We start from the raw sequence: 25,740 nt of genomic DNA, 5'->3' as shown, positions 1-25,740 counted from the left end.
CGGCAGGAGACCTTGCACTGGCCGGAATGAGTCGAGGAGCCGATGCAGCGACGGCGGGCAGTCTCCCCCGAGAAGCGGTACGCGCAGCTGGTCGCGCAGTTCGCGGAGCTGGACGGGGTAACCATCCCTGGCGACGAGCCGGGACGGGAGGGAAGGTTCGGCGCTGCTGCGCTCAAGGTCGGCGGGAAGATTTTCGCGATGCTCGCGCAGGGCCATCTCGTGGTGAAGCTCCCGCGGGCCCGGGTCGACGAGTTGGTGGATGCCGGTGAGGGCGAGCGCTTCGACCCGGGGCACGGGCGGCTCATGAGCGAGTGGCTCAGCCTGAACCCCGGCTCGGAGCTCAGCTGGGACGGACTGGCCCATGAGGCCCTGGACTTCATCAGCCCTGCCCACTGAGCCGCACAAGGCCGACTTCCCAGCCCCGGGCGAGGCGCACACCGCCGATCCGGCGGCAGCGCAGGGGCGCCCTCGCACGGGCCTGGGGCATCGTGCGAGGCCGGCAACTCGAAGACTGCCTCGGACGACTTGTCAACTCTCTTTTGTCCTCGGCCCTGGGGAGTTGTCCGAGCTACTGAACTGTTGACCGTGCAGACCCGATCCTGGCCATAAGCGCGTCGACAGAGATCTCTCCGTCACGCGCGGCGGCCTCGCAGAAGTCGCTGAAGGCCTGGCCGGCGGAACATCACTACACCGATTGGGACTCCTGTCAGCCGGGCAGCCGGTACTGGCACTTCCAGCTGACCGAGGCCACCTCCCACATCCTCCTGGCGCTGCTCCTGGGAGTTGTCACCACGTGGTGGGTGTCAGACGTCGGGCGGCCTGACCCAGACGCCCTGGCGTGGCTGGTGGTTGCGGTGGCGACGGGTCTTCGACCGGATCGGTCGACGCGGTGGCAACCGGCATGCCGAGGCAGGTAGTCCACCATCCTCCCTGACCAGTGGAACTGCCTGATCAGGCACTCGACGCAACGCCGGCCGCCAAGGGAGGCAGAACCAACCGAGTCGACCAGGCCCTTGCGATCACCTGTGTCAGGGCATCTCCCCCGACCCCAGAGGAGGCGGAGGCTGGCGTCAGGCTCAGGCTGTACCCCGCCGGATCAGCCGGGTCGGGGTGACCACGGAGGACAGCGGACGGCCGCCGCTGCCATCCTGCGTCCGCTGGTCGAGGCTGCGCAGCAGCAAGCGCACCATCAGCCGGCCCATCTCCTCGATCTCCTGACGGACCGTCGTCAGCGGCGGGTCGGTCAGCTCGGCCACCGAGGCCATGTCATCGAAGCCGACGACGGCCACGTCGTCCGGCACCCGCCGCCCGTGCTCTCGCAGCACGCGCAGCGCGCCGGTGGCCATGAGGTCGGAGGCGACGAAGACGGCGTCCAGCTCAGGCGCCCGCTCCAGCAGCTCTGCCATGGCGCGGGCGCCGCCCGCCTCGGTGAAGTCCCCCTCGATCACCAGCCGGGGGTCGGCGTCCATCAGGATGTCGTGGTAGCCGTCGAGCCGGTCCACCGAGGCCGTCTGATCGAGAGGCCCGCTGATCGTCGCGATGTGCCCGCGCCCCAGTGACAGCAGATGGCGGACGGCCTCGCGGGCGCCGCCACGGTTGTCCGAGTCGACGTAGAGGAGGCTGCGGTCTCCCTCCGCGCCCGGCCAGCCGGGACGGCCGCCGAAGACGGTGGGCAGCCCCACCCGGCGGGTGATGGCGGGCAGCGGGTCCTCGGCGTGCAGGGAGAACAGCAGGGCGGCGTCCACGTGGCCGCCGGCGAGGTAGCGGCCGATGCGGTCGTAGTCGGCCGTGCCCTCCACCAGCAGCAGGACGAGCTGGGTGTCGTGGGCGGTCAGCTCCCGGCTGATGCCGAGCAGTTGCTGAGCGAAGAAAGGGTTGGCGAAGACCTTGGTCTCCGGCTCCGCGACGATGACGGCGACCGCGCCGGTGCGGCGGGTGACCAGGGCACGGGCCGCCTGGTTCGGTACGTAGCCCAGCTCCTCCACGGCCCGCCGTACCTTCTCCACCAGAGCCTCGCGCACCCCGCTGCCCCCGTTGACGACACGAGAGGCGGTGGCCCGGGAGACGCCGGCCCGTTCGGCGACGGCTTCCAGGGTGGGCCGGGACGCGGAGATCTGGTCGGACAAGGGAACGCTCCTCTCGGGACGGGAACAGCGTAGCTCCCGGCAGGCGAGTGTGAGCGACCGGGGAGAGCGCTCTCGCCCCTTTCACCCTACAGAAACGGCCCGGTCACATCGGCGCCGCGCGCCTCTGGCCGTAGGCCGTGCGCGCCCTGGACCCACCGCGGGCGGCTCACGGGGATCGGCCACGTCGGTGCTGTGACGGCCCGCTCACCTGAGCGGCAGGCTGCCGTGCGCCACGACGTCCGCGTACCAGCGGGCGCTGTCCTTGAGGGTGCGGCGCTGGGTGGCGAAGTCGACGTGCACCATGCCGAAACGCTTGCTGTAGCCGTAGGCCCATTCGAAGTTGTCCAGCAGGGACCACAGGAAGTAGCCGCGGACGTCCGCGCCGGCCGCCATGGCCCGGTGCACCGCCTCGAGATGCGAGCGCAGGTACGCGATCCGTTCCGGGTCGTGGACCTCGCCCTCCGGGTCGGTGTAGTCGTCGTAGGCGGCGCCGTTCTCCGTGACGATCAGCGGCGTGTCCGGCAGCTCGTCGCGCAGCCGGGTCAGCAGTTCGTACAGGCCGCCGGCGTCCACCGGCCAGTCCATGGCGGTGCGCGGGCCCGGTGCCTGCAGGAAGCGTGCGTGTGCCGGTGCGGCGGGCCAGGGCGAGGGCGCGGGGTGGGAGCCGGCGGCGACCACCGTGGGCGTGTAGTAGTTAATGCCGAGGGCGTCGATGGGCCGGGAGGTGATCTCCAGATCTCCGTCCCGGACGAAGGACCAGTCGGTGAGTAGCCCAGTGTCGGCCCGCAGGTCCCGTGCATAGTGCCCGCGGAACACCGGGTCCAGGAAGATCCGGTTGGCCAGCGCGTCGATCCGGCGGGCCGCGTCCTGGTCGGCGGGGCTGTCGCTGAGCGGGCGCACCGCGGCGAGGTTCAGGGTCAGCGACACCTCGGACGACGGGTGCACCAGGTCGCGCAGTACGCCGACGGCCAGGCCGTGGGCGAGATTCAGGTGGTGCGCGGCCCGCAGTGCGGCTTCCGGCTCGGTCCGGCCGGGTGCGTGGACGCCCTCTGAGTAGCCGAGGAACGCCGCGCACCACGGTTCGTTGAGCGTCGTCCAGGTCCGTACGCGGTCGCCGAGCGCGCCCGCCACGAGCGCGGTGTAGTCCGCGAACCGCTGGGCCGTGTCGCGCTCGGGCCAGCCGCCGGCGTCCTCGAGTTCCTGCGGGAGGTCCCAGTGGTAAAGGGTCAGTACGGGGCGGATGTGGTGGGCGTGGAGCTCGTCGACCAGGGCGCGGTAGAAGTCCAGGCCCTTCTGGGCGGCGGGGCCGCGCCCCGTCGGCTGGACACGGGGCCAGGACACGGAGAAGCGGTAGTCGGTCAGGCCCAGCTCGGCCATGAGCGCGACGTCTTCACGCATGCGGTGGTAGTGGTCGGCGGCGATGTCTCCGGTGTCGCCGTTGCGGACCTTCCCCGGTGTTCTGCTGAAGGTGTCCCAGATCGACGCCGTCCGGCCGCCCTCGTTCGCGGCCCCTTCGATCTGGTAGGCGGCGGTGGCGGCGCCCCAGCGGAACGTCGGCGGGAACGTCAACGGGGAGGCGGTAACCAGGTGAGGGGCAGTCGTGGTCATCAGGGCTCCGTGGGGGTCGTTGATGTCGTGTGGAGTGGCGCTGCACGGCCTTGCAGCGCTCAGGAGACGAACCGGGCATCGGCCGGCCAGGTCTCGCCCCCGGTCATGCACCGTGCGGTGGGGGCGTTTCCGTTGTGGTTCAGCGCCCTGTCATCGGGGCAGTGGATCGGCCCCCGCCCAGCGGCTGTTCGGCCCGAGCGCAGTGAGGCGGGGCGTGATGGCGCGCGTCGGGGCAAAGGGCTCGAAGAGCGGGGGCCGGCTTCAGGGGGCGCTGCGCGCCCGGCCAGTCAGCGCAGTGGGGGCGTGGGCGGCGTGCTATCCCTTCACCGCTCCCTGCATGATGCCGCCCACGATGTGCCGGCCCAGCAGGCCGAAGACGAGCAGCACGGGCAGCGTGCCGAGCAGGGTGCCGGCCATGATGACGGACTGGTCGTGGACGTATCCCCCGCCGAGCTGGCGCAGGGCGACCTGCACGGTCGGCTCCTGTGAGGACAGGGCGATGATCGGCCAGAAGAAGTCGTTCCAGGAGGCCATGAAGGTGAGCATCGCGAGCACCGCCATGCCGGGCCGCGCGATCGGGATGACGATGCTCCAGAAGATGCGCCGTGTGGAGGCGCCGTCGACCCGGCCCGCCTCGATCAGCTCGTCGGGCAGCGTCTGCACGAGGTACTGCCGCATGAAGAACACGCCGAAGGCGGACACGATGCCGGGCAGGATGACCGCCTGGAGCTGGTTGACCCAGTGCAGCTTCGCGATGACCATGAACAGCGGGATCACGCCGAGCTGTGGCGGGATCATCATCGTGCCGATCGTCAGGGCGAGCAGCGCGTTGCGCCCTTTGAACTGCAGCTTGGCGAAGGCGAAGCCGGCGAGGGTGGAGAACAGGACGGTGCCCACCGTCACCGCCCCCGAGACGATCAGTGAGTTGAGCAGCGCCTTGCCGATGTCGGCCTGCTCGAGCACCTGCTGGAAGTTGTGCATCAGGCTGCCGCCGGGCAGCAGCGCCGGCGGACTCTTGGCCAGGTCGGCGTTGGAGCGGGTGGCCGCGACGATCGTCCAGTAGAAGGGGAAGGCGGAGATGAGCGCGGCGACGATGAGGATCGCGTAGGCGAGACGGCCGCCGTGCTGGTGGCCTCCCGCCCGCCCCCCGCGCGGGCGGCGGGCCGGACGGGCTGCAGGGGCGGTCTTTTCGGTGCGCCGGGGCGTGGCCAGGGTGGTCATCGCTGGGCCTCCTTGCGGGTGCGGCGGCGCGCGATCACGGTGTTGATGAGCACCAGCAGCAGGATGAGGACGAACATCACCCACGCGGTGGCGGCGGCCCGGCCGAGGTGGAAGAAGCCCCAGCCCTCCTGGTACATGTACAGGCCGAGGGTCTGGTACTGGTGCGAGATGCCGCCGGACATGCTGCCCTCGAACAGCAGGGGCTCACCGAACAGTTGGGTGGCGCCGATGGTGGACACCACGACGGTGAACAGGATGGTGGGCCGCAGCCCGGGCAGGGTGACGTGCAGGAACTGCCGCCAGCGGGACGCGCCGTCCAGCTCGGCGGCCTCGTACAGGTCGGCGGGGATGGACTGCATGCCGGCCAGGTAGATCAGCGCGTTGTAGCCGGTCCAGCGCCAGACGACGATCGTGGAGACGGCGATCTGCGAGGCGAGGGTGCCGGACTGCCAGTCCACCGGGTGGACGCCGACCAGGCCGAGCAGATAATTGATCAGGCCGAAGTCACGGCCGAAGAGCTGGGCGAAGACCAGGGTGGCGGCGGCCACCGACGTGGCATACGGCAGCAGCATGGTGACGCGGAAGACGGTGCGGCCGCGCAGCTTGTAGTTGAGCAGGTGGGCCAGTCCCAGCGCCATCATCAGCTGCGGGACGGTGGAGATGACTCCGATGGTGAAGGTGTTGCGCAGCGCGGTCCAGAAGTAGTCGTCGCCGAAGAGCGCGGTGTAGTTGCCCAGGCCGCGCCACTCCAGCTGCCCCGGCGTTTGGAGTTCGACCCGGTAGAGCGAGACGTAGGCGGTGTAGAGCAGCGGGAACAGCCCGAAGGCGGCGAACAGCGCGAAGAACGGGGCGATGTAGGTGTACGGCGACAGCTTGGCCAGGCGCCGCCTCAGGGTGGCCGGCGGCCGCGCGGTCCGCGGCGGGGCGGCGGCGGTCAGGGTCATGGGTCAGACCTTCGGTCGGGGGCAGATCGTGGGGTCGGGGCACGCACGTCGGATGTGGGGCGCGAAGGACCGCTTGGGGGCGGTCCTTCGCGCCCGGGAGACAGCCGGCTGACCGGGCGCGCAGGGCGGCGGGTCGGGGGCGTGCCCTGCACACCCGAGGAGGCGTCAGCCGACCGCGTTGTCGATGCCCTTCTGCGCGTGGCTCCAGGCGGTGGCGGAACTGGTGCCCTTCTGCTCGACCTCACCGAGGGCATTGGTGATCTGCTGGTCCACGTCCCTGTCGTGCACGCCGAGCACCTGCACGGGAGAGGTCTGCGCCGCCGTGCCGAACAGCTCACCGATCGGCGCGTTGCTGAAGTAGGGGTCCTTGACGCCCTGGACTCCGGCGATGGCCCCGAGGTTGGAGGGGAAGCTGCCCTGTTTCTTGAAGAGCTTCTCCTGCTGCGGTGCCGCCGTCAGCCACTTGATGAAGGCGTACGCCTCCTTCGCGTGCGGCGAGGTCTTGGGGATGGACAGGTAGGAGCCGCCCCAGTTGCCGGAGACTCCGCCCGGCAGCGGGGCGACGTCCCACGTGCCCTTGCCGGCGGTGCCGGCCTGGCCCTTGATGTAGCCCAGCATCCAGGCGGGGCAGCCGATAGTGGCGAAGGAACCGCTGCTGAAGGCCTGGTTCCAGGACGGGGACCACTGGGTGAGCTTGGCGCTCAGCCCGTCCTTGGCGGCCTTGACCGAGGTGTCCCAGGCGCTCTTCACGGCCGCGTTCTTGTCGTAGACGAGCTTGCCGGAGGCGTCGTAGTAGCGCTCCTTCTGCTGGCCGATCATCAGCGAGTAGAGACTGCCGATGCTGTCGATCCAGTGGCTCTTGGCGCCGGCCTTGGCCTTGTACTGCTCGCCCAACTTCAGGTAGCCGTCCCAGCTGGCCCACATCTTGGCCAGCTCGGTGCGGCCGGTGGGCAGTCCCGCCTTCTTGAACAGGTCGCTGCGGTAGCAGATCGCCTCCGGGCCGACATCGGTGCCCAGGCCCAGCGTCCGGCCGTCGGCCGTGGTGGCGGCCGCCCACTTGGCCTTGGAGTAGTCACCCTTGAGGTCCTTGGCGCCCAGCGAGTTCAGGTCCACGAACTTGTCGGACATCTGCTGGGTGACCGAGGCGGTGCGGCCCACCTCGATGCCCTGGATGTCAGCCAGACCCCCACCGCCGGCGAGGTGAGTGTTCAGGGCCTGCCAGTAGTCGTTCTCCTGCTCGGTGCTGGTCTCCTTGATCGTGACATTCGGGTGGAGCTTCTCGTACTCCTTGTACAGGCCGGCTTCCTTGAAGCCGAAGGTGCCGAACAGGTCGATGGTGAGCGTGACCTTGCCGTTGTTGTCCGCGGACGACCCGGACGACCCGGATCCACAGGCAGCAAGGAGCACACCGGCAAGTGCGACCGCCCCGAGTCTGAGGGTGGTACGTCTGGCGGCTCGGGAGATGAGCATGGAAGCCTCCCATGGCTTCGGGACGGGATGCGAGGCGCCTTTTGAGAGCGCTCTCAAGCAGTGCCCTGGAGACTGCCGCAGGGGTGCAGACTCCGTCAAGACTCAAAGACGTAACGGAATAGATTGAGCCATGAGGTGCGGGCGCTCGCCATCAAGGCTGCAGCCATAGCCCGGGGCATGCCAGCCCTTGCGACCTACGAATCAACGCGCCGTGACCTTTACCCTTTCCAGCGAGGCACTCGGCAGGCAGCCGAGCCGTCGGCCTGTCAGGCAGGAGCGGATCCGGATCCCGCTGCCGTCTGCACCTGGCCTGAAAGAGAGAGTGGCGGCGCCAGGAGCCGAACTCGGGTACGGCACCTCGCGCCGCTGCGAGTTCAAGAGATCATTGGCCTCGGAGCGCAAGACCTGCCAGGATCCTGGGCGTGAGGTCTGGGGACACGGGGCCCGATTCGCATCTCGAGGAGGACAATCGGCGAGTGACTCGACCCGAGGACCGATTGCTCTCCCTGGAAGGGATCGAAGACGATCGCTGGGGGCCTGCGACGTACGACTCCTACCTGGTCACCACGGTGCATGCCCTGCGCCACAAGCCCATCGGCGCGCTGAGCGTCCAGGACCTGAGGCTGCCGATCGGGCAGAACATCGGTCTGACCCACCTCCTGCCGCGGCCATGGAGATACTCCGAGCGGATCTTATGGCCGCCGACGACTTCTACGAAGGGGACCTGCTCTCCGCCGTCATGACCAGCCGGACACCATGGGCCGACATGCCGGCGACGGCGCGCGAGCTGCACTCGATCGTCTCCGGGCTCAAAGGGCTGGACCCCTGGCTGCAGGAGCAGGCCGACACCTTCCTCGATGCCGTCGCGGACCTATGACGCGCCCCTGGGGGTGAGGGGTGACCTCGCTGCGGTCGCGGCCGGAGGGACTGGCCGAATCAGAAGAACTATGCGACTCGAGGGGCCGGGCGCCGCTCCCTCCTCGGGCAGGTGCGTATCCGGAAGCGAGGTTCTCGAGAGCGCTCTCTGGCAACGTCGAGCGGGGACGGCTCTGCGCGGCCAGGGTGCACGGCATGACAGATCGTATGGGCTCCGCCGTGTCTCGAGTGGCGTGGGTGACGGGCGCCAGCCGGGGAATCGGCAAGGGGATCGCGCGGGCCTTGGGTCAGGCCTGGGAGTCCTAGCTCAGACACCAGGGAGCAAGTAACCCGTCGGTAGCTTTCAGGGCTTCGCGGCGGAGGCCCTCTTCTGTTGGCGGGGCACGGTCTTGGTCTTGTTGAGGTGTCCGTACACCGTCGAGCGGGGTACACCGAGTGAGCTTGGGTCGGCGCCCGCCGACCCGGCCGCGGGCGCGTGCGGAGGCCAGGCCGTCCATCGTGTTGGCGACGATCAGTTCGCGCTGGAACAGGTCGGCGATCTGTTGGACGGTCTTTTCTCTGGCGTCGTAGAGCTGCTGGGCGAGGGCGGCCTGGTCGGGAACGAGGGCGGCGACAAGTGCTGCAACGCCGGATAGGAGTGGAACCAGGAGTTGTAAGCCCCGGTCGGGGTGGCCTGCGTCATCGGACGGCATCGGCATGGAAAATCTCCTCTACAGGTCTGGAAAAGAAGCCGGCCAGCGGAAGTGAGGGCGTGTAGCGGCCGGTCTCGACCGAATTGATGGTCTGGCGCGACACCCCCATGGCCTGGGCGAGCTGACTCTGGGAGAGCTCGCGCTCCACCCTGAGACGGCGCACGTCGTTCCTCACTGCTTACCATCCCTGGATGTCGACGCCTCCACTTTCGATGAAAAGTTGGCTTGACATGCCGCAGGCATCAAGCGGGCTTTCCATCGTTCCGCCCGAGCCTCCGACCTGCCGCCGACCCTGCCACCCGCCTGCCGAACCCGTTGCCACCATCAACCCTGCTCCGTATAGTCCTCTGCACGATAGAGTTCTCGCCGGTGGGGAGTATCCATGGAGCCAGAGGCAGGATTGACACGGGGCGCGGACCGCCTGGAGGCAGCCGGATTCGGTGCCCGAAGCGGCGCGGCCATACTGGATGCGGTGGTCGCCTACGCGATCCTGCTGGTCTGCGGATGGACCTGGATGTTCGTTTCGAATACCCCGGTCACCTCGTACGACCAGGCCGTTCCGGGCTATGTCAGCGCGACGGTCATGATTGCGGTGTGGCTCTATCTCACCGGCACGGTGGCCGGCGGTGGGACGCTGGGCATGCGGGCGACCGGACTCCGAGTTTGCCGCACTGACAGCGCCTGCCCGCCGGGCCCGGCCAGAGCCGTGGTCCGCTCCCTCGTCCTGGTCGCCGCCGTCTGGCTGCTGTCGGAGGTCCACCCGGCGATTGTTGTGGCGTACTTCCTGCTGATGCTGGTCATCCCCGGCCACCGCCTGCCACATGACCTGGCCGCGGCCACCAAGGTGGTGCGCGTGGCAACCAGCGCCGCACCTGCGGTGACACCCCTGCCCGTGCCGGTCCGGCCGAACATTGACCCCGCCGAGGCGCGGTCTGTCCTGGCAGACCTTGAGCATCTGCGGCGACGTTCCGCAGGGGATCTACACCGGGCATCAGTACCGATGATCGTCCTCGGCCTGATCGAACTGGTCGGAGCGGGAGCCGACCTGCAGCAATTCGGCGACCTGTTCGTTCTTCCCTGGCTGTACTGGGTAGTCGCCGGGCCGATCGGCATCGCAGTCACAGCGTGGTGGTATCGCCGGTTCCGGCTGAGTGACGGTGCCGGGCCTGGGGAACGCGACATCGTCGTCATCGCTGTCATGGCCGGCTGCGCGGCGGTCCTCGGCGCGTTCCTCTCGCTCGGCGGGGCGATCACCGCAGCGGGTTTCCTCGCCGTGGGACTCGTCCGGCACAGCCGGGTCCTGACCACTGCCGCAGCCGCATCGTGCCTCGTCATCGGGCTGGAACAGCCCCTCCATGCGCTGTCGACCGGTCTGACCAACACGTATCCGAAAATGCCGGCGGCCCACCTGCTCGATCAGCACGGGACGACCGTCATCCTCGCACTGCTGGGTATGAGCCTGTTCGTCGCCGGCAGTCTCACGTTGCGCCAGGAGCAGAGTCGATGAATGACGGGCATACAGAGCAGCCGCATCCTTCCGTCGGTCTCAACGACGTGGTGCACCACCGTGCCCGGCTCGGGATCCTGACCGTGCTCGGCCAGGTACGGAAGGCAACATTTCCCTATCTCAAGTCGCAGCTCCGGCTTACCGACGGCAACCTCGGCCGGCACCTGGAAGTGCTGGCCGCCGAGGGGCTCGCCACTCTCATCAAGGGGTACGAGGGCCGGCGGCCCCGGACCTGGGCCGAGATCACCGATGCTGGCGATGCGGCGCTGGCCGCCGAGATCGCCACCCTCAAGCAGCTCGTGAGCCAGTTCGAGGAGCACGGGTCCTCACCGCGGTGAGACCGTTGATCCCACCGGGTGGCGCCTGCAGGGGCACCGGCAACACCTCGTCGCCGGCCACTGTCAGCATCATGTTCACTGCAGAGGTGGTCCACACAGCGTAGGCCCTGGCCTGGAAACTCAACTGCGCGGAGACATGGTCTGCGCCCTGGCTGTATGACGCCGTGCGCTGGGCACCGTGACCGGCATTCGGAGTTCGAGCTGTTTGTCCATGTTGAGGCGGAATGTGCCGTACGGGTTGATGTTCGACCAGAACAGCGCCGGCCGGAAACCCAGCGCCTCGCGGATCTGCTTCCGGTGCCGCTTCGCGCCCGCCAGGTCGTACTTCGCGAGTTCGGCCACCGACACCCTGACCAGACCGGCGACGTACTCGACAGCAGGCTGCGGGAACTCCTCGATGAACTCCGGGAACCGGCCCTCGATCTCGAAGAACTTGAGCATCAGGCAGAAGCCGAGCCGGGTCGGACCGGACTTGTTGGCCACCAGGCCCCAATCGCCATCCACCAGCGTCCAGCACGCCACCACGTCTTCCGGCGACCACTCCTGTCGCACACCCGTCCCCTGCCGTCGGCCCTTCGGACACTCATCCGATCAGCCCAACGAGGCGCCCCCGCAGCAGGAAACGGCAGACCCAAGCCTTACCGCACCTACCGGCGGGTTACTTGTTCCCTGGTGTCTGAGCTAGGACTACAGGGCCGGGCCAGGAGGGCTGGACGGTCTACGTGACGGCCCGTTCGACCAGCCGGGCGGCGTCACCTGAGGCCGGTACGGTGGAGGCGACGGCCGGGGAGGTGCAGGCGGCGGGCGGTCAGGGGATCCCCGTGGTCTGCGACCACGGGGACGACGCCGCGGTGGCGGCGGTCGCCGAGCGCATCACGGCCGAGCAGGGACGCTTGGACCTGCTGATCAACAACGTCTGGGCCGGGTACGAGCGGCTTAACGCGGGGGCCTGGGAGGAGTGGAACGCCCCGCTGTGGCAGCAGCCGCTGGAGCTGTTCGACGCCATGTTCACGCACGGGGTACGCGCCCACTACGTGGCGACCTCGCTGTGCGCGCCCCTGCTGATGAAGACGCCGGGCAGTCTGGTGGTGACGGTCTCGTTCGCCGTGCCCGAGGGCGAGCAGCACGCCTACGGCATGGCCAAGGCCGCCGACGACCGGCTGGCTGGCTGTGGCCGCCGCCGCGCAGCTGCGCCCGCACGGCGTCACCTCGGTGGCCCTGCACCCCGGGCTGGGGCGCACCGCGGCGTGATGCGGTTTGCGGAGCACCTGGATCTCAGTGCGTCCCAGTCACCTGAGGGCGTGGGTCGCGCCGTCGTTGCCCTGACCGCGGACAACGAGCGCCAGGCGCTGACCGGCCAAGCTCTGGGTGTGGCCGCGCTGGCCGACCGCTACCGGATCGACGTGCACAGCTGACCGCGCCCCGACCTGGCGCCCGCGCGCCGGCGGGCGCGACGAGAACGTCGTATGCGGGTCCGCTCGGGGGCGTATGCAGGCACACGATCGCCGCTGCCGCCTTCCGCGCCAGGGCGTTGGACTGTCATCGCCGGCGGTTTGTTGGGGGATCCGGTGGTCACCGTGGCGCTGCTGCCGGATTCGGGAGAGGGACCTGTCCTTTCGGCGCCGCCTTGTTCGTCGTGGTGGTACAGAGACATCACGAGCAAGGAGGAAGCCATGAAGTACGTGTTGCTGCTGACCCGGGGCGCCTGGCAGGAGGACGGCCCTGAGGAGGAGCGCGGTGAGGTGTTCGGCCGTATCGGGGAGTGGATCGGCAAACACTTCGCCGACGGCACCATCGTGGAGGCGCAGCAGCTGCGCGAGCCGGACACCGCCACCACCGTGGTGCTGGAGGACGGCCGCTCCACCCTGATCGACCGCCCGCTGCTGGAGGCCAAGGAGGCGATCGGCGGCTACGCGGTCGTCGACGTGCCTGACCTGGACGCCGCCCTGGAGCTCGCCGCGAGCTTCCCGATGCCCGACGGCAAGGTGGAGGTGCGCCCTGTCGTCGAGCGCTGACCCGCGCCACGGCGCCGCCGCGCGGTCGCTGCTCGAGCGGGTCTTCCGCGAGGAGGCGGGCCGGCTGACCGCCAGCCTGGTCCGCCTCCTGGGCGACTTCGACCTGGCCGAGGAGATGGTCGCCGAGGCCGTCGTGGAGGCGCTGCAGCGCTGGCCGGCTACCGGGCCGCCCGAGCGGCCCGGCGCCTGGCTGCTGACCACGGCCCGCAACAAGGCGCTCGACCGCATCCGCCGCGAGGGCCGCTACCGCGACAAGCTCGAACAGCTCGCCGCCCTGCCCGCCTCGGCCGAGCGCGAACCCGACGACCGGCTGCGGCTGATCTTCACCTGCTGCCACCCCGCGCTCGGTGCCGACGCCCAGGTCGCCCTCACGCTGCGCGCCGTGGCGGGACTGACCACCGCCGAGATCGCCCGGGCCTTCCTGCTGCCCGAGGCCACCCTCGCCAAGCGCCTGACCCGCGCCAAGCAGAAGATCGCCAAGGCCGGCATCCCGTACCGCGCCCCGGAGCCCGCCGAGCTCAAAAGCCGCCTGGAGCAGGTGCTGCGGGTGATCTACCTCGTCTTCAACGAGGGCTGCTTCACCACCGCAGGCGACACAGGGGTGCGCCGGGAACTGGTCGACGACGCCGAGTGGCTCGCCGGCCTGCTGGCCCAGTCCCTGCCCTCCGAGCCCGAACCCCTGGGTCTGCTCGCGCTGATCCGCCTGCACGCCGCCCGCTGGCCGGCGCGTCTCGACGACCGAGGCAGCCTCGTGCCGCTCGCCGAGCAGGACCGCTCCCGGTGGAACACCCGCCGCATCCGCAGCGCCGTCACCCTGATCGAGTGGGCCGCCGCGCTGCGCCGCCCCGGCCCGTACCAGATCGAGGCCGCCATCGCCGCCGTCCACTGCGAAGCCCCCAGCTGGCCGGCGACCGACTGGCCCCAGCTCCTGCAGCTGTACGACATGCTGCTCACGGTCGACCCGTCCCCGGTCGTCCGCCTGAACCGGGCCGTCGTCGTCAGCCACACCGGACCGGACACCGCCCTGGCCCAAGTCGACGCACTGGCCGACCAGTTGGGCCGCTACCACCTCTTCCACGCCACACGGGCCGCGCTCCTGCGCGCCCTGGGCCGCACCGACGACGCCCGCCAGGCCGACGCACAGGCCCTCCGGCTCACCAGCAACCCCGCCGAACAATCCCTGCTCACTGCTCGCCTGCACGGCGCCGAAAGCCCCGGATAACGAGCCGAGGAAGATCACAACGGATCCTCCCCTCGCGCCCTGGAGCCAAGTGCCGGCCGGATGACCACAGGAGTGGGAGCTTCGACTTCAGTTGCAGGAACTCCGTCCGCAGGATGCGGGAGATGGCATGCCGTGTGGATGGTCGTGGATCCAGGACAGGCCTCCGAGGTCGAGGTGGGAGCGGGTGCGGGTGACGGCGACATAGGCGAGGCGGGCCTCGCTGTCGTCGATGGGTGCGGGTGCGGCCTGGCGCACATCGGTGTCCTGGTCGGGGTCCTGGGGCGGGGTGAAGTCGTCGGCGATCTTCACGCGGGGCCATTCGCGGCCTTTGGCCTTGTGGGTGGTCGAGACGGTGACCTGGGCATGCTGTTCGGGCGCGAGGCAGGCGACGGCGGCGAGGATGGCGTCGGTGCCGTGGGTGTCGACGAGGTCGAGAAGCGGCTGCAGGTCGCGGCCGGCGGGGTCGTAGGCGGCGTAGTCCTGCAGTTCGCCCCAGGAGGGGAACAGGACGAGTTCGGGGTGAGTGGTGCGGCGGCCTTCCTTCAGATCGCGGGCGGCGAGGGCCAGGGCGCGCAGGCTGTCTCCGCCTCCGACCAGGGCGACCCGGCATCCGGTGGTCATCAGGCTCATGACGTGGGCCATGGCGCCGACGTTGGTGCGGCACAGCACCGCGTCGGGCCGAGTGAGGGGGCCGAGTTCGGTGGGCACGGTCTCGGTACCAGTCAGCCGGAGGGGGGCGTCGGCGATGGCCAGCCACCGATTGGCCTCCTCGGCGAGGTGAGGGCCGAAGCGGAAGGACTTCGACAGGGCGAGCTGGGTGCCGTCGAAACCGGTCATGACGTCCTTGGCGCCCCGCCAGTGGTAGATGGCCTGGGCGGAGTCGCCGACCATGACGAGCTGGGCGTGGTCGCGCTGGCTGAGGAAGATGTGTTCGACGACGGGGTTGGTGTCCTGGGCTTCGTCCAGCAGCAGGAAGTCGGCGTCGATCCTGGGCTGGGTGAGGGCCCACATTTTCAGGTAGTGGTCGTGGTCGAAGCGGACCGCGCCGTCGTCCAGGTGGTGCAGGTCGGCCCAGGCTTTGCGGGCGAAGGGCACGATGTGGGCGGCGAGTTGGGCGTGGAGGTCGGTCTCTTCCAGGCCGCGCAGGCGGGGTACGTGGTGGCGGGTGATGGCTTCGTCCGCGGTGTGGCAGAAGCGGGCGACGGTGCGCAGCAGGGTGTGGGAGAGGGCTCGTTGGGAGATCTCGCGTTCTGCGATGCGGAGGGCTTTGGTCAGGCCGAGGGCCTGTCCGGTCTGCCAGGCCGGGCGGCGGGGTGCGTTCAGGCGCTGGGTGTAGCGGTGGCCGATGGCGGCGTAGGCCAGGGCGTGGGCGGTTTTGCACTGGACGGTGGTGGGGAAGCGGGTGCGGGCGTCCTGGGCGATGGCCCGGTTGAAGGCGAGGTAGCGGCCGCGGCGGGTGGTGGTGCGGGCGAGGAGGGCGAGGGTGGTGGTCTTGCCGGTGCCGGCGCCGGCCTGCAGGGCCAGGTGGTCGCCGGCCTGGAAGGCGTCGGCGGCTGCCGTCTGTTCGTCGGTGGGGTTCACGGGGTGGGCCTCTCGGACAGCCGGGTGAGCGCGTGCCCGACGGCGGAGATCAGGTAGGCGGGGGTGGTGTGGGCCAGCAGCTGGCCAACTGCCCTGTCGAGGCGGTCCATTTCCTGGTCGGCGTGTTGGGCCAGGGCCCGGCGCAGGGCCAGTTCCAGGAAGTGTTCGGGGGTCTGCTGGGCGCGGCGGGCGGCGGCGGTGAGGGCGGCGTGCGCGGCGGGCGGGAAGGCGACGTTGAGCAGCACCTTGTGCTCGGTGTCCGGGTAGTGCGTGGTGATCACGTCGATGGGCAGTCGTTCCCCGAGCCGGTGGCGCAGTCGGCGGGCGGCCCGGTGGGGGGTCTTGGCCGGGATGAGGGCCATCAGGCGGGTGGCGTCGTGGTTGGCGGCGAGCGGCAGCACGCGGGCGGCGCGGTGCAGGGCCGCCGGGGGCAGGGGGCGGGTCAGCACGATTTCCAGTGCGTGGTGCGGCATGGGTCAGCCCCTTCGGTGCGGGCGGGCCGGGGGCGGCAGGTGGGTGTGGATGTGCGCCGCGTGCAGGAGGGGGTCGAAGGGCTGCCAGCCGGCCAGGGCGAGGTCGGCGGCGCCGGGGGCGGTGGCGTGTGCCGGGAAACGCTGGGTGCGCCAGCGCAGCTGTTCGCCGTACGAGAGGTGGCCCAGGTCGTAGACGGCCATCAGAGCGTCGGGGAGGGCAAGTTGGCCGTGTCGGGCGGTGGCGGGCAGTAGTTTCCACACCCCGGCCGGGCTCGCGAGGATGGGGTTGGGGCAGCGGTGACGGTGGCGGGTCTGGGCCACGCAGCGCGGGTCCTCGAGCCGCTGCTGGGCGAGGTAGCGGCACAGCAGCAGCTGGACGACGGGGCGGCCGAGGCCGCCGGTGCGGGAGGCGGGCTGCGGGGCGGCGGGTGAGGCGGGGATGAGGCCTCCGGTGTCGATCAGGCGGCGGGTGCGGACGGCGAGTTGGCGGCGGATCGCCTCGAGGCGGGGGCCGGCCTGGCAGGTCGGGGTGCGGTGGGGGCAGAGCACGGCATGCGGGATGCGGCACCAGGCGCTGTTGTCGCCGTGCGGGTAGGCGATGCCGCCGCTGAGGTGCCAGCGGCAGGATTCGGGGACGTCGGCGGCGGCCAGTTCCGCGGGGTGCAGGGCGATGGGCCGCTGGTCGGGGCGCTGGTAGAGGTCGATGCGGTGGCCGCAGTGGCGGCAGCGGCCGGTTTGGCCGGCGCGCAGCAGGCGGCTGGGGCTGGTGGTCGTCACCCGGAGCGGGCGGGGGCGGTGGGCGGCGCGGGGGCTGCCGTCCCGGTGACGGCCGTCGGGGGCGGGTGTGGGGCACATGGCCCGGACCGTGCCAGGCGACACGCAGGCGTGAGCAACGTGTCGGGGGTATGTCCCCCGGCCAGCCCAACAAGCCCGCACACATGAGCGTTACTGCGGATGGTTGTTCTATGCCTGAGTGCTCGATCGGGTGATTTGTTGCGTGGTGCGCGCCGGGACGGAGCGGGGGTTCAGGAAGCGGCCGTGCCGGGCGGGGTGTGGTCGTCGCACAGGGTGCCCAGGAAGTGCTCGATGGGCACGTCGAAGGTGTGGGCGAGGGTGTGCCAGGTGGTGACGCTGCCGGTGGTGCGGCCGTGTTCGAGGTCGATGAGGGTGCGCCGGGCCAGACCGCTGCGGTCGGCGAGTTCGTCGAAGGTCCAACCGCGTTCGGCCCGCAGGCGCGCGAGCACGACGCGCAGCGCAGTGAGGTCGGGGTCGGGCGGCAAGATCGTCACCTGACCATCCGACGGTGCAGACCCCTGCCCCGTCAGTGCGGGTTTCTGCACTTTCGTCGAGGGTGGAGGGACGGTGATATCCACGGTGCAGCAATCTGCACTACGGTGCGTCCGTCCCGGCCCCCGTGCGACCGGGGCACCGACCACCGCGGCGCGGACAGACGGGAGGACAAGCAGCCGATGAGGCTTGCCGGCGCGCATGCCGCAGTGCGGCGCATCTGGACCGTGGAGCTGCGTCCGCACGCGGGCGGTCCCACGCTTGTCTGCCCCTCCTGCACCGCCCACACTTCTCCCCTCACCGCTTCCTCCGCGCGCTCCGCCGCCCTGGCGCACTTGGCCTGCCATGCCCGCGCGGATGCGTTGCCGGCGTATCTGCGCAGCTGCCAGTGCCGGGTGCAGGGCTGTGTATGGCATCCGCGGCGCCGCGGATGCGCCGGGCCGGTACTGCTGGCCCTGACCCTCGAGGGCAGCGGTCGCGCCTGGCGGCTGGCCGACACCTGCGCCGCCTGCGCGGCGGCCACCAGCCATACCGCGGTGGTGCCGGACACACTGTTGAGCCCCTCCCGGCCGCACGACGCCGCCCGCACGCCGTCTGCCGAACACACCGGGCCGTCCGCGCAGGCCGACGAGCGGGTGCGCGTGCGGGAGATGCTCACCTACCTCGGCGCCGCGCTGCCCCGGTTCACCTCTCCCGCCGCCCGGCTGCTGGGCCTGCAGTGCGCCCTGCGCGCCGACACCCGCGGCCACGTCCGGCTGCCGACCGGCCTGCTGCGCGGCATGCGCCTGCGCGGACATCGGGAGCTGTGGCAGGAACTGGCCCACGCCGGCTGGCTGCAGCCGCCGGATGCAAGGTCGCTGCCCGTGCGGGCGCGGCTGCTTGATGCCGCGGTCCTCGACCAGGCGCCGGGCCGCCGCGCCCGCCGCCGCGCCGCCCACTGGGCGCTGCACCCCGCCCCGTTGGCCCTGCCGGCCGCACCGCCCGCCCTGCGGCTGACCGTCCTCGTGCTGGCCGCGCACACCGTGGCCGACACCCACCACGGCACCGACATGGATGTCCTCGCCCGCCTGTGCGGACACTCCCCGCAGCAGACCGGGGAACTCCTCGACCGGCTGGTGACCACCCGCACGCTGGCAGCCTGGCAGCACAACCGGGAGAGCGACGAAGTGTTCTGGCAACTGCCCCAGCCCCGTACACGAACCCGCCCAGCAGCACCGTCCTGCAGATGCCAGGCGCCACTGCCTTGAGGCCGGCCACGGGCCGAGAAAGGCCGCCTGCGCGGGAACAACCGGCTCCGCCGGTCCGTACCATCACTACGCCAAGGCACATGCTGCAGTGATGGCGTCCGCTCTGCGGCACCGTTCGGCACTGGCCGACAGGACGCTGCCCCCGTCAGGAGCGGCCCGCAGACGCCGCCCTCACGGCCGCACACGAGGAAAGGTCAAGCGCCATGTCCGAGAGCACGACCAGCACCACGGAACTGACATCGCAGTACATCGCCCGGGTGACCGACGACCTCGAACACAATCTCAAGGAACAGGAACGCGTCAGTGCGGAAATCACCGCCCTGCAACAACAGTTGACCGCCCTGCAGCAGGACCACACCGTGCTGGTGAACATGCAGCAGGCACTCGGCATCACCGAAGCACCAGCAAAGTCGGCGATCACGCCCGAGAGCACCGCAGTGCCCTCTCCCCGGCAGAAAACCAGCGCCGAACCAAGCAGCAGGCGAAGGGCGAGGAAGGCCACGGCCGCGCAGGCAAGCCCGACGGCCAGGAAGCCAGCCGCCAAGAAGCCCGCAGCCAAGACCGCAGACGCTTCCAAGACAACCCAGCCCACCCTTGTGGAACTCATCCGCCGCCACCTCGCCGAGCAGAGCGAACCACGCTCCGCTGCGGAAATCTCCGCCACGCTCGGCCAGGCCCATCCCGAACGCGGAATCAAGACCAAGGTCGTGCGCGTCACTCTCGAAGGACTCGTGGCCAAGAGCCAGGCTCACCGCACCAAGCAAGGCAGCTCAGTCTTCTACACCGCCCCCGACGTACCGGCGCCAACAACTACTTCCCCGACCGAGGCGCAGCCCGAAGACGCTGCTCCTCACTCGCCGGCCTGATGTGGTCGGGTAGCCGGAGCACGATAATTGTCACCATCGGTGCCTACTGACCTGCGGCTTCGGTACGGCGAGGCAGGGCAGTTGTCACCAGGTCGGCACGCTACTTGTCACCAGCAGCGCGGAGGCGGGGCAGTTGTGACCGGCTCCGGTACGCCGCCGCGGTCTGGGCTGCAGGACGGATCCGTACGATCCAGCAACTCAGATGGTCTCAGCAGCGCCTTCTTGTCCAACGGCTAGGAGCCGAGGGAGGCGGTGTTGCGTCGGGTCTCCGCGAGGTGGATGTCGACGTACCGCGTGAGGGTCAACGCGTCCTGCCGCTCATCGGCCTGGAAGGTGACGCGACGCAGCAGGCTGACCCCGTCGAGCGCGACGCCCTCGCGGGCGAGGACAAAGACGAGGGCAAGGAAGGCAGACCGGGCGTTGCCGTCGTCGAAGGGATGGAAGAAACACACGTCGAGATAGGCACGTGCAGCCCGAGCAGTGAGCGGAAGGGACCGCTCGGCGTTCCGCGCGCTCTCAGCCAGACAGGCATCGAGGCGAGCTCGGGTGTCCGGGCCGATGCCGTAACGTTCCCGGCCCCCCTTGGCGAAGGCCGGCAGCTCGCGGAACGGCGGCAACCGCTCTGAGCCCAGGACATGTTGCTGCCAGCGCCGGAGCAGCTCGAAGTCGAGTCGTGCGCCGCGTGCCGCGTCGGCCCGCAGCAGTTCCAGGGCGGCGAGCAGGCCCTCGACGCGGGCGGGGTCGATGGCGCCGTCGAAGGCACGGATGTCCTCCACCGCACCGTCGCGTGACGGAAACACCGGTTCCCCGCCGCCCCCGTCCGGGGCCTCGTGCCAGGGCACGGTCTCGCGCAGCGCGAGCCAGCGCTCAAGGTGGTCCTGCGCGAGCCCGCCCGCTCGTTCGGCGTGGTCCGGCCGCAGCGAGAGCGAGAGTCGCTCGGCGACGTCCTCGACCAGCGCCAGGTCGGGTCCGGTCCAGCTCTCGAACCGCCCGCCGATCGCCTCGTCGACCAGCTTCTCCGCGACGTCGGGCGCGACGTTCCAGCGGCTGAGGAACCAGGTGAGCACCTGACGGCAGTGCCCGTGCCAGCCACTGCCGCAGCCGGTCCGGTCGGTCACCTGCACAATCAGGTTTCGGGCGGCGCGCTCCCACAACATCCGCTGGTCGTCGACCTCGGCCAGGTTCAACGGGTACGCGTCGAACCACCCAGCGAGACTCTCCAGCCACTCGCGCCACTCGCAGAGGGCCGCGACGACGCGGGCGAGCGTCTCCTGCGGAGTGGTGATCGAGTCTCGCGGGCAGCACCAGTTCCCGACGGGTCCTCCGTCGAAGTCCCCTTCGTCGTGCGCCCAGCGCCAGCCCGCGGTCCAGCGGCCGTAGCGCTCGGCGAGGGCGTGCGACATGGCATCTGCCCAGGGCTGCCCCTCGCCCGAACTCCAGGCGCTCATCACCGGGTCGCCCAAGGGTATGTCAGGGCGGCTGGGCACCCTCCGAGCAGGCCCGAGCGACCGCACCACCTGCGGCGCCGACGCGCTGTCGAAGAAGCGACGGGCGGGATCCACATCGCCCCAGGTCAGAAAACCGGGGGCCAGCTCGACAATCACCGCGTAAGCCTGCCACGCCCACCCGCCTGCAGTTCAAGCGGATTACCGACTGAAGTGCTATGGCGCCAGCCGAAGCAGTCGCATTCCGCCTGCCACCCTGGAAGGGCCCGCGCTTCGATCTGGTAACAACAAGCCTGCCTGTCTGACAACCAACGTGCTTCGGCTCATCACAACTGTGGTCGGGTAGCCGGGTCACGTTGCCGTGACCCGGCTACCCGACCACAACGATGTGCCGAAGCCCGATAGTTGTCACCCTCGGCATCCGCTGGCCTGCAGCTTCAGTAGGACAAAGCATGGTCGTTGTCACCGATGCGACGCGCTACCTGTCACCAGCGGCAAGCGAAGCAGGGGCGATGTCACCGCGTTCGGCTTCTGGTGAGCAGGGTGCCGAGCGGCAGCCCTCGGCGATCACGGGCCATATTTCGCGCGCCCTACGCGAACCCCGCCTCCTACGATCACCGGGTACGACTGCTGGAGGGGCGGGAATGCTTGAGGACATCGAGGACGGGACAGCGGCAGCGACGCGGCTCGCGGGTGGTGCGCCGCTTCACAGCACGCTGGATGTCGCCGACCCCGCTGACTGGCTCGCGCTGGACGCAGGAGTGCGTGAGGTGGCCTGGCGCCGCCCGCAGCTCCTGCCGGGGTGGGAGCACTCCGCCCCACTGCCCGCCGACCTGACTCAGCTCGGCGAGCCTCGGCTCGCACTCGCCCTCTGCCACCGCGACGGGCGAATCCGTCAGGAGGCGCTGCGCCAGTCGGTCCGATACCCCGGTCTGCTGCCGTTGGTCGTGATCCGCTGCGCCGATTGGGTCGGCCCAGTGCGCCAGCACGCCCGGCAGTTGCTGCGCGAGGCCCTGAACGTGCACGCTGCCCTCGACCTCGCGCCGCTCATCCTCCGCGTCGGCCGCCGCGACAGGGGTGCCTTCGGCGTCGATGTGCTCGGCCAGATCCTGCGCCAGGCATCCCACGGGCAGCTCGCTGTTCTCTTCGCTGACCCCGACCGCATCGTCCGGCGATTCGCGTACCGGCTGGCCATCGAGGGCCGACTACTCCGTCCCGCCGAGCTGGCCCGCGCGGCCGCCCGGGACCAGGACACCGTGGTCCAGGACCTGTGTGCCACAGCGGCGCTCACGGCTTTGGGGGATGAGGACACCTACGAGGGTGTGCTGCCTCCACTGCTGTCCGCACGCAACCCGCGTACCCGGTCGGCCGGCGTCACCGCACTGAGACGGGCAGGGTGGTCAGAGCAGGCGGAACCGTTTCTCAGCGACCGGTCCGCGCTCGTGCGTGCTTGCGCCCGGTACGTCGTACGACAGCAGGGAGGTGACCCGACGACCTGGTACCGGGAGCGGTGCACGGCACCGGACAACCCCGAGTTGCCGCCCGGTGCGGTCATCGGGCTGGCCGAGTGCGGTAACCGCGCGGACGCCAGGCTGCTGCGACCGCTGCTCGTACACCCGGCGGCCGGGGTGCGGGCACGAGCGGTGGCAGGGCTGCGGGCACTGGACTGCGTGGATGCGAAGCAGTTGTGGCCGCTCCTCGACGACCCTGCCGCCGGAGTCGTCCGCGAGACCGCCGCCGCCCTCCTGCCCTCGGCCAAGGACCTGCCCGCCGACTGGCTATTGGAGCGCATCAGCTCCGAGCGTCCGCGGCACGTCCGCGTCGGTGCGTTCCGGCTGCTCGACGCGTGCGGCGGCATCGTGGCGCTTCGGGCGGCTGTCGGTCTTTTCGAGGACCCCGATGTGAAGCTGCGCACCTGGGCCGCGCAATCAGTGCAGCGCTGGCATCCCTCGCCTGACGGGCCGCGCGGCGACGCGGAGGTGGGTGAACTGCTCGACCGGAGCCGACACCTCTTCAGCGACCACCTGCTGCGCCGGCGCAAGTGGGAAGCCGGGTTGGACAGCTGAGACTGCACCGCGGTCCCGAACTCTGCTCAGCACTCGCCGCCCGGTGGCCCTGGTGACAGCACGCCTGCCTTGGTGACAACTATTGTGCTTTGGCTCAGCAGGCGGGGGCCCTTGGTGGAGGGGGCCGCTCTGCTCAGTAGTCGACGTCGAGGTAGTCGAGGTCGGTGAAGTCCACCAGCAGGCCGTGTGCGCGTCGTCCGCGGTCTTTGAAGTAGATCTCCTGGAGTCCTTCGGTCACGATGTCCTGGAGTTGTTGCTCTGTGGCTCCGGCGGCGTGGGCGTCGAAGAGTCGTGCTGCGTAGGCTGGCGGCAGGCCTTGGGTGATGGGCCTCAGCCGCGGGTCGTCGGTGGTACCGGGGGCGGCGGTGAAGCCGAAGCGTGCCCGGGTGTCGATGACGATGCCGCTGGTCGTGGCGGCCTGTCGTTTCGCCCGGTCGCGGACTCGGGGCTGCCATCGTTTGCGGACTTCGTCAGCGAGCCGTTGGGCGAGGTCGTGGCGAGGCTGCTTGAGCTGTCCTTTGACGTAGCGCTCGACGGTGCGCTGGGTGATGCCCAGCAGGTCAGCCGCGGCCCTGGTGCCCTTGGTTTGTCGGACCAGGAACTGCATCTGTTTCTGGGCCGACTTCGGGATGGGGCGGGTGAAGTGTGCGGCGTCGGCCTGGTCGAGGCTGTCGGCGATGATGCCCATCGGTGCCTACTCCCCTTCGTCCTGGCCGGAGATGATGCCGGTCTTGATGTGCCGGGCGATGTTCACGTCCGGGCCATGTTCTTCCAGCAGGCCTTCGGCCCACAGCACGCTCTGGGTGCCCTCGTGTTTGACCATCCCGGGTGAAACGCCGAGCCGGAAGCCGCCGGGCAGGGGCTTGCCGTCCCGGTAGGGCAGGAAGTTGAGCGGGCTGGGGCCGTCGGAGGCGTACACGGCGCAGTCGGAGAGGACCGCGACCGGGTACAGGTCCGCGTGGGTGGCGAGCTTGAGCATCTTGCGGTGCATGTTGACGCGGGCGTTGGCGATGACGGCGGCGCGGATGTCGGGGCGCCAGGTCGGGCGGGCGAGGGCGGGCCAGGGCTCGCCCGGTCGCCAGCCGCCGCTGCGGGCCCGCTCGCGGAGTTTGCCGATGCCGCCTTTGACGGTGGCCTTGATGGCGCTGAGCACGGCGGCGAGGACGGGGTCGGTGTGCTGGTGGCCGGCCATCGCGGCCAGGTACTGCTCTTCGGGCATGCCGGGGGTGATCCCGAGGTCGGCCATCGTGGCGATGTAGGCGTCGCGCAGCCGGGTGTACCAGGCGTCCAGGTAGGGGCCGTGCTCGTAGCGCAGGTAGGCCTCGAGAGGGGTGATCGTGTAGCCGAGTTCGACGGCGTAGGCGACGGTTGGGGTGGCGTACCAGGCCGGGCCGGTGGGGCGTTCGCCGTGCGGGGTAAACGGGCTGGGCAGGCGCTCGTCGAGGCGGATGTGGGAGAGGTCGACCAGCCAGGAGCCGGGCAGTTTCGTGTCGAAGGCCGGGCGGTGGACGTGGACGGGGGCGGACAGGCCGACGGTCAGCCGGTTGGCGGCCGCGGCGAAGGCCATGTTGACGTCGATGCCGACGACATAGGGCTTCATGCACTCCTCGTCCGTCAGCGGCCTCGCCCACTGGTAGGCCTCTTCGTCCAACACCTGGTCGGGGGTGCGCTGGTGGAAGCGGGGATACAAGGCGGCGACGGCCGGGTGTCCGTCGGGAGCCTCGGGCGGGGCACACTCCACCGCCTCGGTCAGCGAGCCGGGCATCGGGCCGGAGACCCAGTTCCCGGTGACGGGGTCCTTCACCGCGCGGGTAGGCGGGCGCAGCGCGGTCATCAGTTCCAGGCCGGTGACGGCGGTAGAGCCGCAGGGGGTGAGCACACGGGTGGCGTAGGTGCCGAGCAGGCGGGCGAGTTCAGCCGGCTCCAGCTGGTCGGCTGTCCCCCAGGAACGGGCGTCGAGGGCGCCCCAGGGCAGGACGGCGAGCTGCACGCACTGGCGGCGCCCGTCCTGGGCCGGCCGGTAGATACGCGGCCAGGGGCCGAACCCACGGCGCGTCAGCTTCCACTTCGCGCGGGCGAGTTGACGCACCACTGGATGATCGTCGGGCAGGCGCAGGCCCCGGCGGTCCTCCAGCTCCGCGGGCAGGCCGAAGCGGGCAGTTGCCTGAGCGGTGAGGACGATCAGCGGGTCCGAGTCCTTGCCGTGCCGGTGCAGCCTCTCCGCGCCCAGCCCGGACTGACGCAGCACCCAGTCAGCCAGCTGCGGGATCGTGGCCGCGGGGCACTCCAGCAGCACCCCGCCCAGGCAGTAGGCGGTGCCGTCCCCGTCCAGCACCGCCAGCGGCCCGTTGGGAAACCGTGCGTCGGCAGCACGCGTTGGTCCGCTCGATCGAGCAGGACGTGCCGTCGGCGCCGGTGTGTTCTGGGTCGAGGGCACAGAAGGCGGTTTCGGTCGGGCTGCGGGCCGGCTGGAGGGCGAGGGGGCGGGATGGCGCTGAGCAAGCCCCTCGAGCAAATGGCGGTATGCCTCGCGGCGCTCCCCCGTCGGCTCGGACCGGCCGGCCTCCCACCCCTCAATGCTCGGCACCCGCGTACCAAGCGCCTGGGCGATGGCGGCCCGGGTCAGCCCGGCCGCCTCACGCAGTCTTACCCGCTCGGCCGGCAAAGGCAGCACGGTACCGTCGTCGACGGCGGCAAGCAGCGAGTCGACAGCGGCGAACAGTTCCTGCGGCTGGTCCGTCATCTGGGCTTTCCCC

General features: G+C 70.3%; 25 protein-coding genes and 1 pseudogene. 11 read left to right on the top strand and 15 right to left on the bottom strand.

Annotated features, from left to right (window positions below; all coding sequences use genetic code 11):
- Positions 1 to 42: 42 nt before the first annotated feature.
- The gene (locus OG870_RS47690) at positions 43 to 396 is read left to right on the top strand and encodes a hypothetical protein (protein ID WP_266593316.1); all 354 of its coding nucleotides are present in this window, start codon (positions 43 to 45) and stop codon (positions 394 to 396) included.
- A gap of 680 nt (positions 397 to 1,076) precedes the next feature.
- On the opposite strand, the gene OG870_RS47685 is transcribed toward OG870_RS47690, so the two are convergent.
- The 5 genes from OG870_RS47685 to OG870_RS47665 all read right to left on the bottom strand — a co-directional run bounded on the left by OG870_RS47685 (position 1,077) and on the right by OG870_RS47665 (position 7,369).
- Positions 1,077 to 2,126 (bottom strand): LacI family DNA-binding transcriptional regulator, encoded by a 1,050-nt coding sequence (locus OG870_RS47685; protein WP_266593314.1) that lies wholly within the window; start codon positions 2,124 to 2,126, stop codon positions 1,077 to 1,079.
- Positions 2,127 to 2,330: 204 nt separating this feature from the next.
- Positions 2,331 to 3,734: a GH1 family beta-glucosidase gene (locus tag OG870_RS47680; RefSeq protein ID WP_266593312.1), complete on the bottom strand. Its 1,404-nt coding sequence runs from the start codon at positions 3,732 to 3,734 to the stop codon at positions 2,331 to 2,333.
- A gap of 315 nt (positions 3,735 to 4,049) precedes the next feature.
- Positions 4,050 to 4,955 (bottom strand): carbohydrate ABC transporter permease, encoded by a 906-nt coding sequence (locus OG870_RS47675; RefSeq protein ID WP_266593310.1) that lies wholly within the window; start codon positions 4,953 to 4,955, stop codon positions 4,050 to 4,052.
- Positions 4,952 to 5,899 (bottom strand): carbohydrate ABC transporter permease, encoded by a 948-nt coding sequence (locus OG870_RS47670; protein WP_266593308.1) that lies wholly within the window; start codon positions 5,897 to 5,899, stop codon positions 4,952 to 4,954. The genes OG870_RS47675 and OG870_RS47670 overlap by 4 nt, the downstream gene beginning before the upstream one ends.
- A gap of 165 nt (positions 5,900 to 6,064) precedes the next feature.
- On the bottom strand, positions 6,065 to 7,369 hold the full coding sequence (locus OG870_RS47665; RefSeq protein ID WP_266593306.1) for an ABC transporter substrate-binding protein: 1,305 nt from the start codon (positions 7,367 to 7,369) through the stop codon (positions 6,065 to 6,067).
- Between the two features lie 422 nt (positions 7,370 to 7,791).
- Between OG870_RS47665 and OG870_RS48410 the strand changes: the two genes are divergently transcribed.
- Both OG870_RS48410 and OG870_RS47660 read left to right on the top strand, forming a co-directional pair.
- Complete coding sequence (locus OG870_RS48410; protein ID WP_353962348.1) at positions 7,792 to 8,112, top strand: contact-dependent growth inhibition system immunity protein; 321 nt, start codon at positions 7,792 to 7,794, stop codon at positions 8,110 to 8,112.
- The gene (locus tag OG870_RS47660) at positions 8,040 to 8,246 is read left to right on the top strand and encodes a hypothetical protein (RefSeq protein WP_266593304.1); all 207 of its coding nucleotides are present in this window, start codon (positions 8,040 to 8,042) and stop codon (positions 8,244 to 8,246) included. The genes OG870_RS48410 and OG870_RS47660 overlap by 73 nt, the downstream gene beginning before the upstream one ends.
- Positions 8,247 to 8,547: 301 nt before the next feature.
- Here the strand turns inward: OG870_RS47660 and OG870_RS48405 are convergent, their stop codons facing one another.
- Together OG870_RS48405 and OG870_RS47650 are read right to left on the bottom strand one after the other, a co-directional pair.
- On the bottom strand, positions 8,548 to 8,943 hold the full coding sequence (locus OG870_RS48405) for a hypothetical protein (RefSeq protein ID WP_443063423.1): 396 nt from the start codon (positions 8,941 to 8,943) through the stop codon (positions 8,548 to 8,550).
- Positions 8,924 to 9,112, bottom strand: a complete 189-nt coding sequence (locus tag OG870_RS47650; RefSeq protein ID WP_266593302.1) for a helix-turn-helix transcriptional regulator — start codon at positions 9,110 to 9,112, stop codon at positions 8,924 to 8,926. Before OG870_RS47650 ends, OG870_RS48405 begins: the two co-directional genes overlap by 20 nt.
- Positions 9,113 to 9,319: 207 nt before the next feature.
- On the opposite strand from OG870_RS47650, the gene OG870_RS47645 reads away from it, so the two are divergent.
- Complete coding sequence (locus tag OG870_RS47645; RefSeq protein WP_266593300.1) at positions 9,320 to 10,444, top strand: RDD family protein; 1,125 nt, start codon at positions 9,320 to 9,322, stop codon at positions 10,442 to 10,444.
- Positions 10,441 to 10,782 (top strand): transcriptional regulator, encoded by a 342-nt coding sequence (locus OG870_RS47640; RefSeq protein WP_266593298.1) that lies wholly within the window; start codon positions 10,441 to 10,443, stop codon positions 10,780 to 10,782. The genes OG870_RS47645 and OG870_RS47640 overlap by 4 nt, the downstream gene beginning before the upstream one ends.
- Positions 10,783 to 10,902: 120 nt before the next feature.
- Here the strand turns inward: OG870_RS47640 and OG870_RS47635 are convergent.
- Positions 10,903 to 11,337 (bottom strand): annotated as a pseudogene (locus OG870_RS47635) (DUF4158 domain-containing protein); the annotation flags it as partial.
- Between the two features lie 167 nt (positions 11,338 to 11,504).
- Between OG870_RS47635 and OG870_RS47630 the strand changes: the two are divergent.
- The 3 genes from OG870_RS47630 (at position 11,505) to OG870_RS47620 (ending at position 14,019) form a co-directional block, all read left to right on the top strand.
- Positions 11,505 to 12,197: an SDR family oxidoreductase gene (locus OG870_RS47630; protein WP_266593296.1), complete on the top strand. Its 693-nt coding sequence runs from the start codon at positions 11,505 to 11,507 to the stop codon at positions 12,195 to 12,197.
- A gap of 258 nt (positions 12,198 to 12,455) precedes the next feature.
- On the top strand, positions 12,456 to 12,797 hold the full coding sequence (locus OG870_RS47625) for a YciI family protein (protein ID WP_266593294.1): 342 nt from the start codon (positions 12,456 to 12,458) through the stop codon (positions 12,795 to 12,797).
- Positions 12,781 to 14,019: an RNA polymerase sigma factor gene (locus OG870_RS47620; RefSeq protein ID WP_323179509.1), complete on the top strand. Its 1,239-nt coding sequence runs from the start codon at positions 12,781 to 12,783 to the stop codon at positions 14,017 to 14,019. The genes OG870_RS47625 and OG870_RS47620 overlap by 17 nt, the downstream gene beginning before the upstream one ends.
- An 87-nt stretch (positions 14,020 to 14,106) precedes the next feature.
- Here the strand turns inward: OG870_RS47620 and OG870_RS47615 are convergent, their stop codons facing one another.
- From OG870_RS47615 to OG870_RS47600, 4 genes are all read right to left on the bottom strand, one after another.
- A complete protein-coding gene (locus OG870_RS47615; RefSeq protein ID WP_266593292.1) occupies positions 14,107 to 15,600 on the bottom strand; it encodes a UvrD-helicase domain-containing protein in 1,494 nt (497 codons plus the stop codon).
- Positions 15,597 to 16,073, bottom strand: coding sequence for a hypothetical protein (locus OG870_RS47610; RefSeq protein ID WP_266593290.1), 477 nt, complete (start codon positions 16,071 to 16,073; stop codon positions 15,597 to 15,599). The genes OG870_RS47615 and OG870_RS47610 overlap by 4 nt, the downstream gene beginning before the upstream one ends.
- Positions 16,074 to 16,076: 3 nt before the next feature.
- A complete protein-coding gene (locus OG870_RS47605) occupies positions 16,077 to 16,928 on the bottom strand; it encodes a DUF6083 domain-containing protein (RefSeq protein WP_266593288.1) in 852 nt (283 codons plus the stop codon).
- 170 nt (positions 16,929 to 17,098) lie between these two features.
- A complete protein-coding gene (locus tag OG870_RS47600) occupies positions 17,099 to 17,362 on the bottom strand; it encodes a helix-turn-helix transcriptional regulator (protein WP_266593286.1) in 264 nt (87 codons plus the stop codon).
- A gap of 180 nt (positions 17,363 to 17,542) precedes the next feature.
- Between OG870_RS47600 and OG870_RS47595 the strand changes: the two genes are divergently transcribed.
- Positions 17,543 to 18,607, top strand: coding sequence for a hypothetical protein (locus tag OG870_RS47595; RefSeq protein WP_266593284.1), 1,065 nt, complete (start codon positions 17,543 to 17,545; stop codon positions 18,605 to 18,607).
- Between the two features lie 203 nt (positions 18,608 to 18,810).
- On the top strand, positions 18,811 to 19,473 hold the full coding sequence (locus OG870_RS47590) for a hypothetical protein (RefSeq protein WP_266593282.1): 663 nt from the start codon (positions 18,811 to 18,813) through the stop codon (positions 19,471 to 19,473).
- Positions 19,474 to 19,706: 233 nt separating this feature from the next.
- Here OG870_RS47590 and OG870_RS47585 read toward each other — a convergent pair whose 3' ends face one another.
- A complete protein-coding gene (locus OG870_RS47585; RefSeq protein WP_266593280.1) occupies positions 19,707 to 21,077 on the bottom strand; it encodes a Fic family protein in 1,371 nt (456 codons plus the stop codon).
- A 485-nt stretch (positions 21,078 to 21,562) separates the two neighbouring features.
- On the opposite strand from OG870_RS47585, the gene OG870_RS47580 reads away from it, so the two are divergent.
- Positions 21,563 to 22,984 carry a hypothetical protein gene (locus OG870_RS47580; protein WP_266593278.1) on the top strand — a complete coding sequence of 474 codons (1,422 nt, stop codon included), beginning with the start codon at positions 21,563 to 21,565 and terminating at the stop codon, positions 22,982 to 22,984.
- Between the two features lie 133 nt (positions 22,985 to 23,117).
- Here OG870_RS47580 and tpg read toward each other — a convergent pair whose 3' ends face one another.
- Complete coding sequence (gene tpg, locus OG870_RS47575) at positions 23,118 to 23,672, bottom strand: telomere-protecting terminal protein Tpg (protein WP_266593276.1); 555 nt, start codon at positions 23,670 to 23,672, stop codon at positions 23,118 to 23,120.
- A 6-nt stretch (positions 23,673 to 23,678) separates the two neighbouring features.
- A complete protein-coding gene (tap, locus tag OG870_RS47570) occupies positions 23,679 to 25,727 on the bottom strand; it encodes a telomere-associated protein Tap (RefSeq protein WP_323179503.1) in 2,049 nt (682 codons plus the stop codon).
- Positions 25,728 to 25,740: the final 13 nt, after the last annotated feature.

The organism is Streptomyces sp. NBC_00461, assembly GCF_036013935.1.
Classification (GTDB): Bacteria; Actinomycetota; Actinomycetes; order Streptomycetales; family Streptomycetaceae; genus Streptomyces.
The sequence above is the reverse complement of the archived record's forward strand: the minus strand, read 5'-3'. Positions and strand labels throughout refer to the sequence as shown.

Bases quoted from the DNA above. Each gene is read 5' to 3' on its own strand.
- OG870_RS47690 (WP_266593316.1), top strand. From the start codon at position 43: ATGCAGCGACGGCGGGCAGTCTCCCCCGAGAAGCGGTACGCGCAGCTG.
- OG870_RS47680 (WP_266593312.1), bottom strand. From the start codon at position 3,734: ATGACCACGACTGCCCCTCACCTGGTTACCGCCTCCCCGTTGACGTTC.
- OG870_RS47675 (WP_266593310.1), bottom strand. From the start codon at position 4,955: ATGACCACCCTGGCCACGCCCCGGCGCACCGAAAAGACCGCCCCTGCA.
- OG870_RS47670 (WP_266593308.1), bottom strand. From the start codon at position 5,899: ATGACCCTGACCGCCGCCGCCCCGCCGCGGACCGCGCGGCCGCCGGCC.
- OG870_RS47665 (WP_266593306.1), bottom strand. From the start codon at position 7,369: ATGCTCATCTCCCGAGCCGCCAGACGTACCACCCTCAGACTCGGGGCG.
- OG870_RS47660 (WP_266593304.1), top strand. From the start codon at position 8,040: ATGGAGATACTCCGAGCGGATCTTATGGCCGCCGACGACTTCTACGAA.
- OG870_RS48405 (WP_443063423.1), bottom strand. From the start codon at position 8,943: ATGCCGATGCCGTCCGATGACGCAGGCCACCCCGACCGGGGCTTACAA.
- OG870_RS47645 (WP_266593300.1), top strand. From the start codon at position 9,320: ATGGAGCCAGAGGCAGGATTGACACGGGGCGCGGACCGCCTGGAGGCA.
- OG870_RS47640 (WP_266593298.1), top strand. From the start codon at position 10,441: ATGAATGACGGGCATACAGAGCAGCCGCATCCTTCCGTCGGTCTCAAC.
- OG870_RS47625 (WP_266593294.1), top strand. From the start codon at position 12,456: ATGAAGTACGTGTTGCTGCTGACCCGGGGCGCCTGGCAGGAGGACGGC.
- OG870_RS47610 (WP_266593290.1), bottom strand. From the start codon at position 16,073: ATGCCGCACCACGCACTGGAAATCGTGCTGACCCGCCCCCTGCCCCCG.
- OG870_RS47605 (WP_266593288.1), bottom strand. From the start codon at position 16,928: ATGTGCCCCACACCCGCCCCCGACGGCCGTCACCGGGACGGCAGCCCC.
- OG870_RS47595 (WP_266593284.1), top strand. From the start codon at position 17,543: ATGAGGCTTGCCGGCGCGCATGCCGCAGTGCGGCGCATCTGGACCGTG.
- OG870_RS47590 (WP_266593282.1), top strand. From the start codon at position 18,811: ATGTCCGAGAGCACGACCAGCACCACGGAACTGACATCGCAGTACATC.
- OG870_RS47580 (WP_266593278.1), top strand. From the start codon at position 21,563: ATGCTTGAGGACATCGAGGACGGGACAGCGGCAGCGACGCGGCTCGCG.
- tpg (WP_266593276.1), bottom strand. From the start codon at position 23,672: ATGGGCATCATCGCCGACAGCCTCGACCAGGCCGACGCCGCACACTTC.
- tap (WP_323179503.1), bottom strand. From the start codon at position 25,727: ATGACGGACCAGCCGCAGGAACTGTTCGCCGCTGTCGACTCGCTGCTT.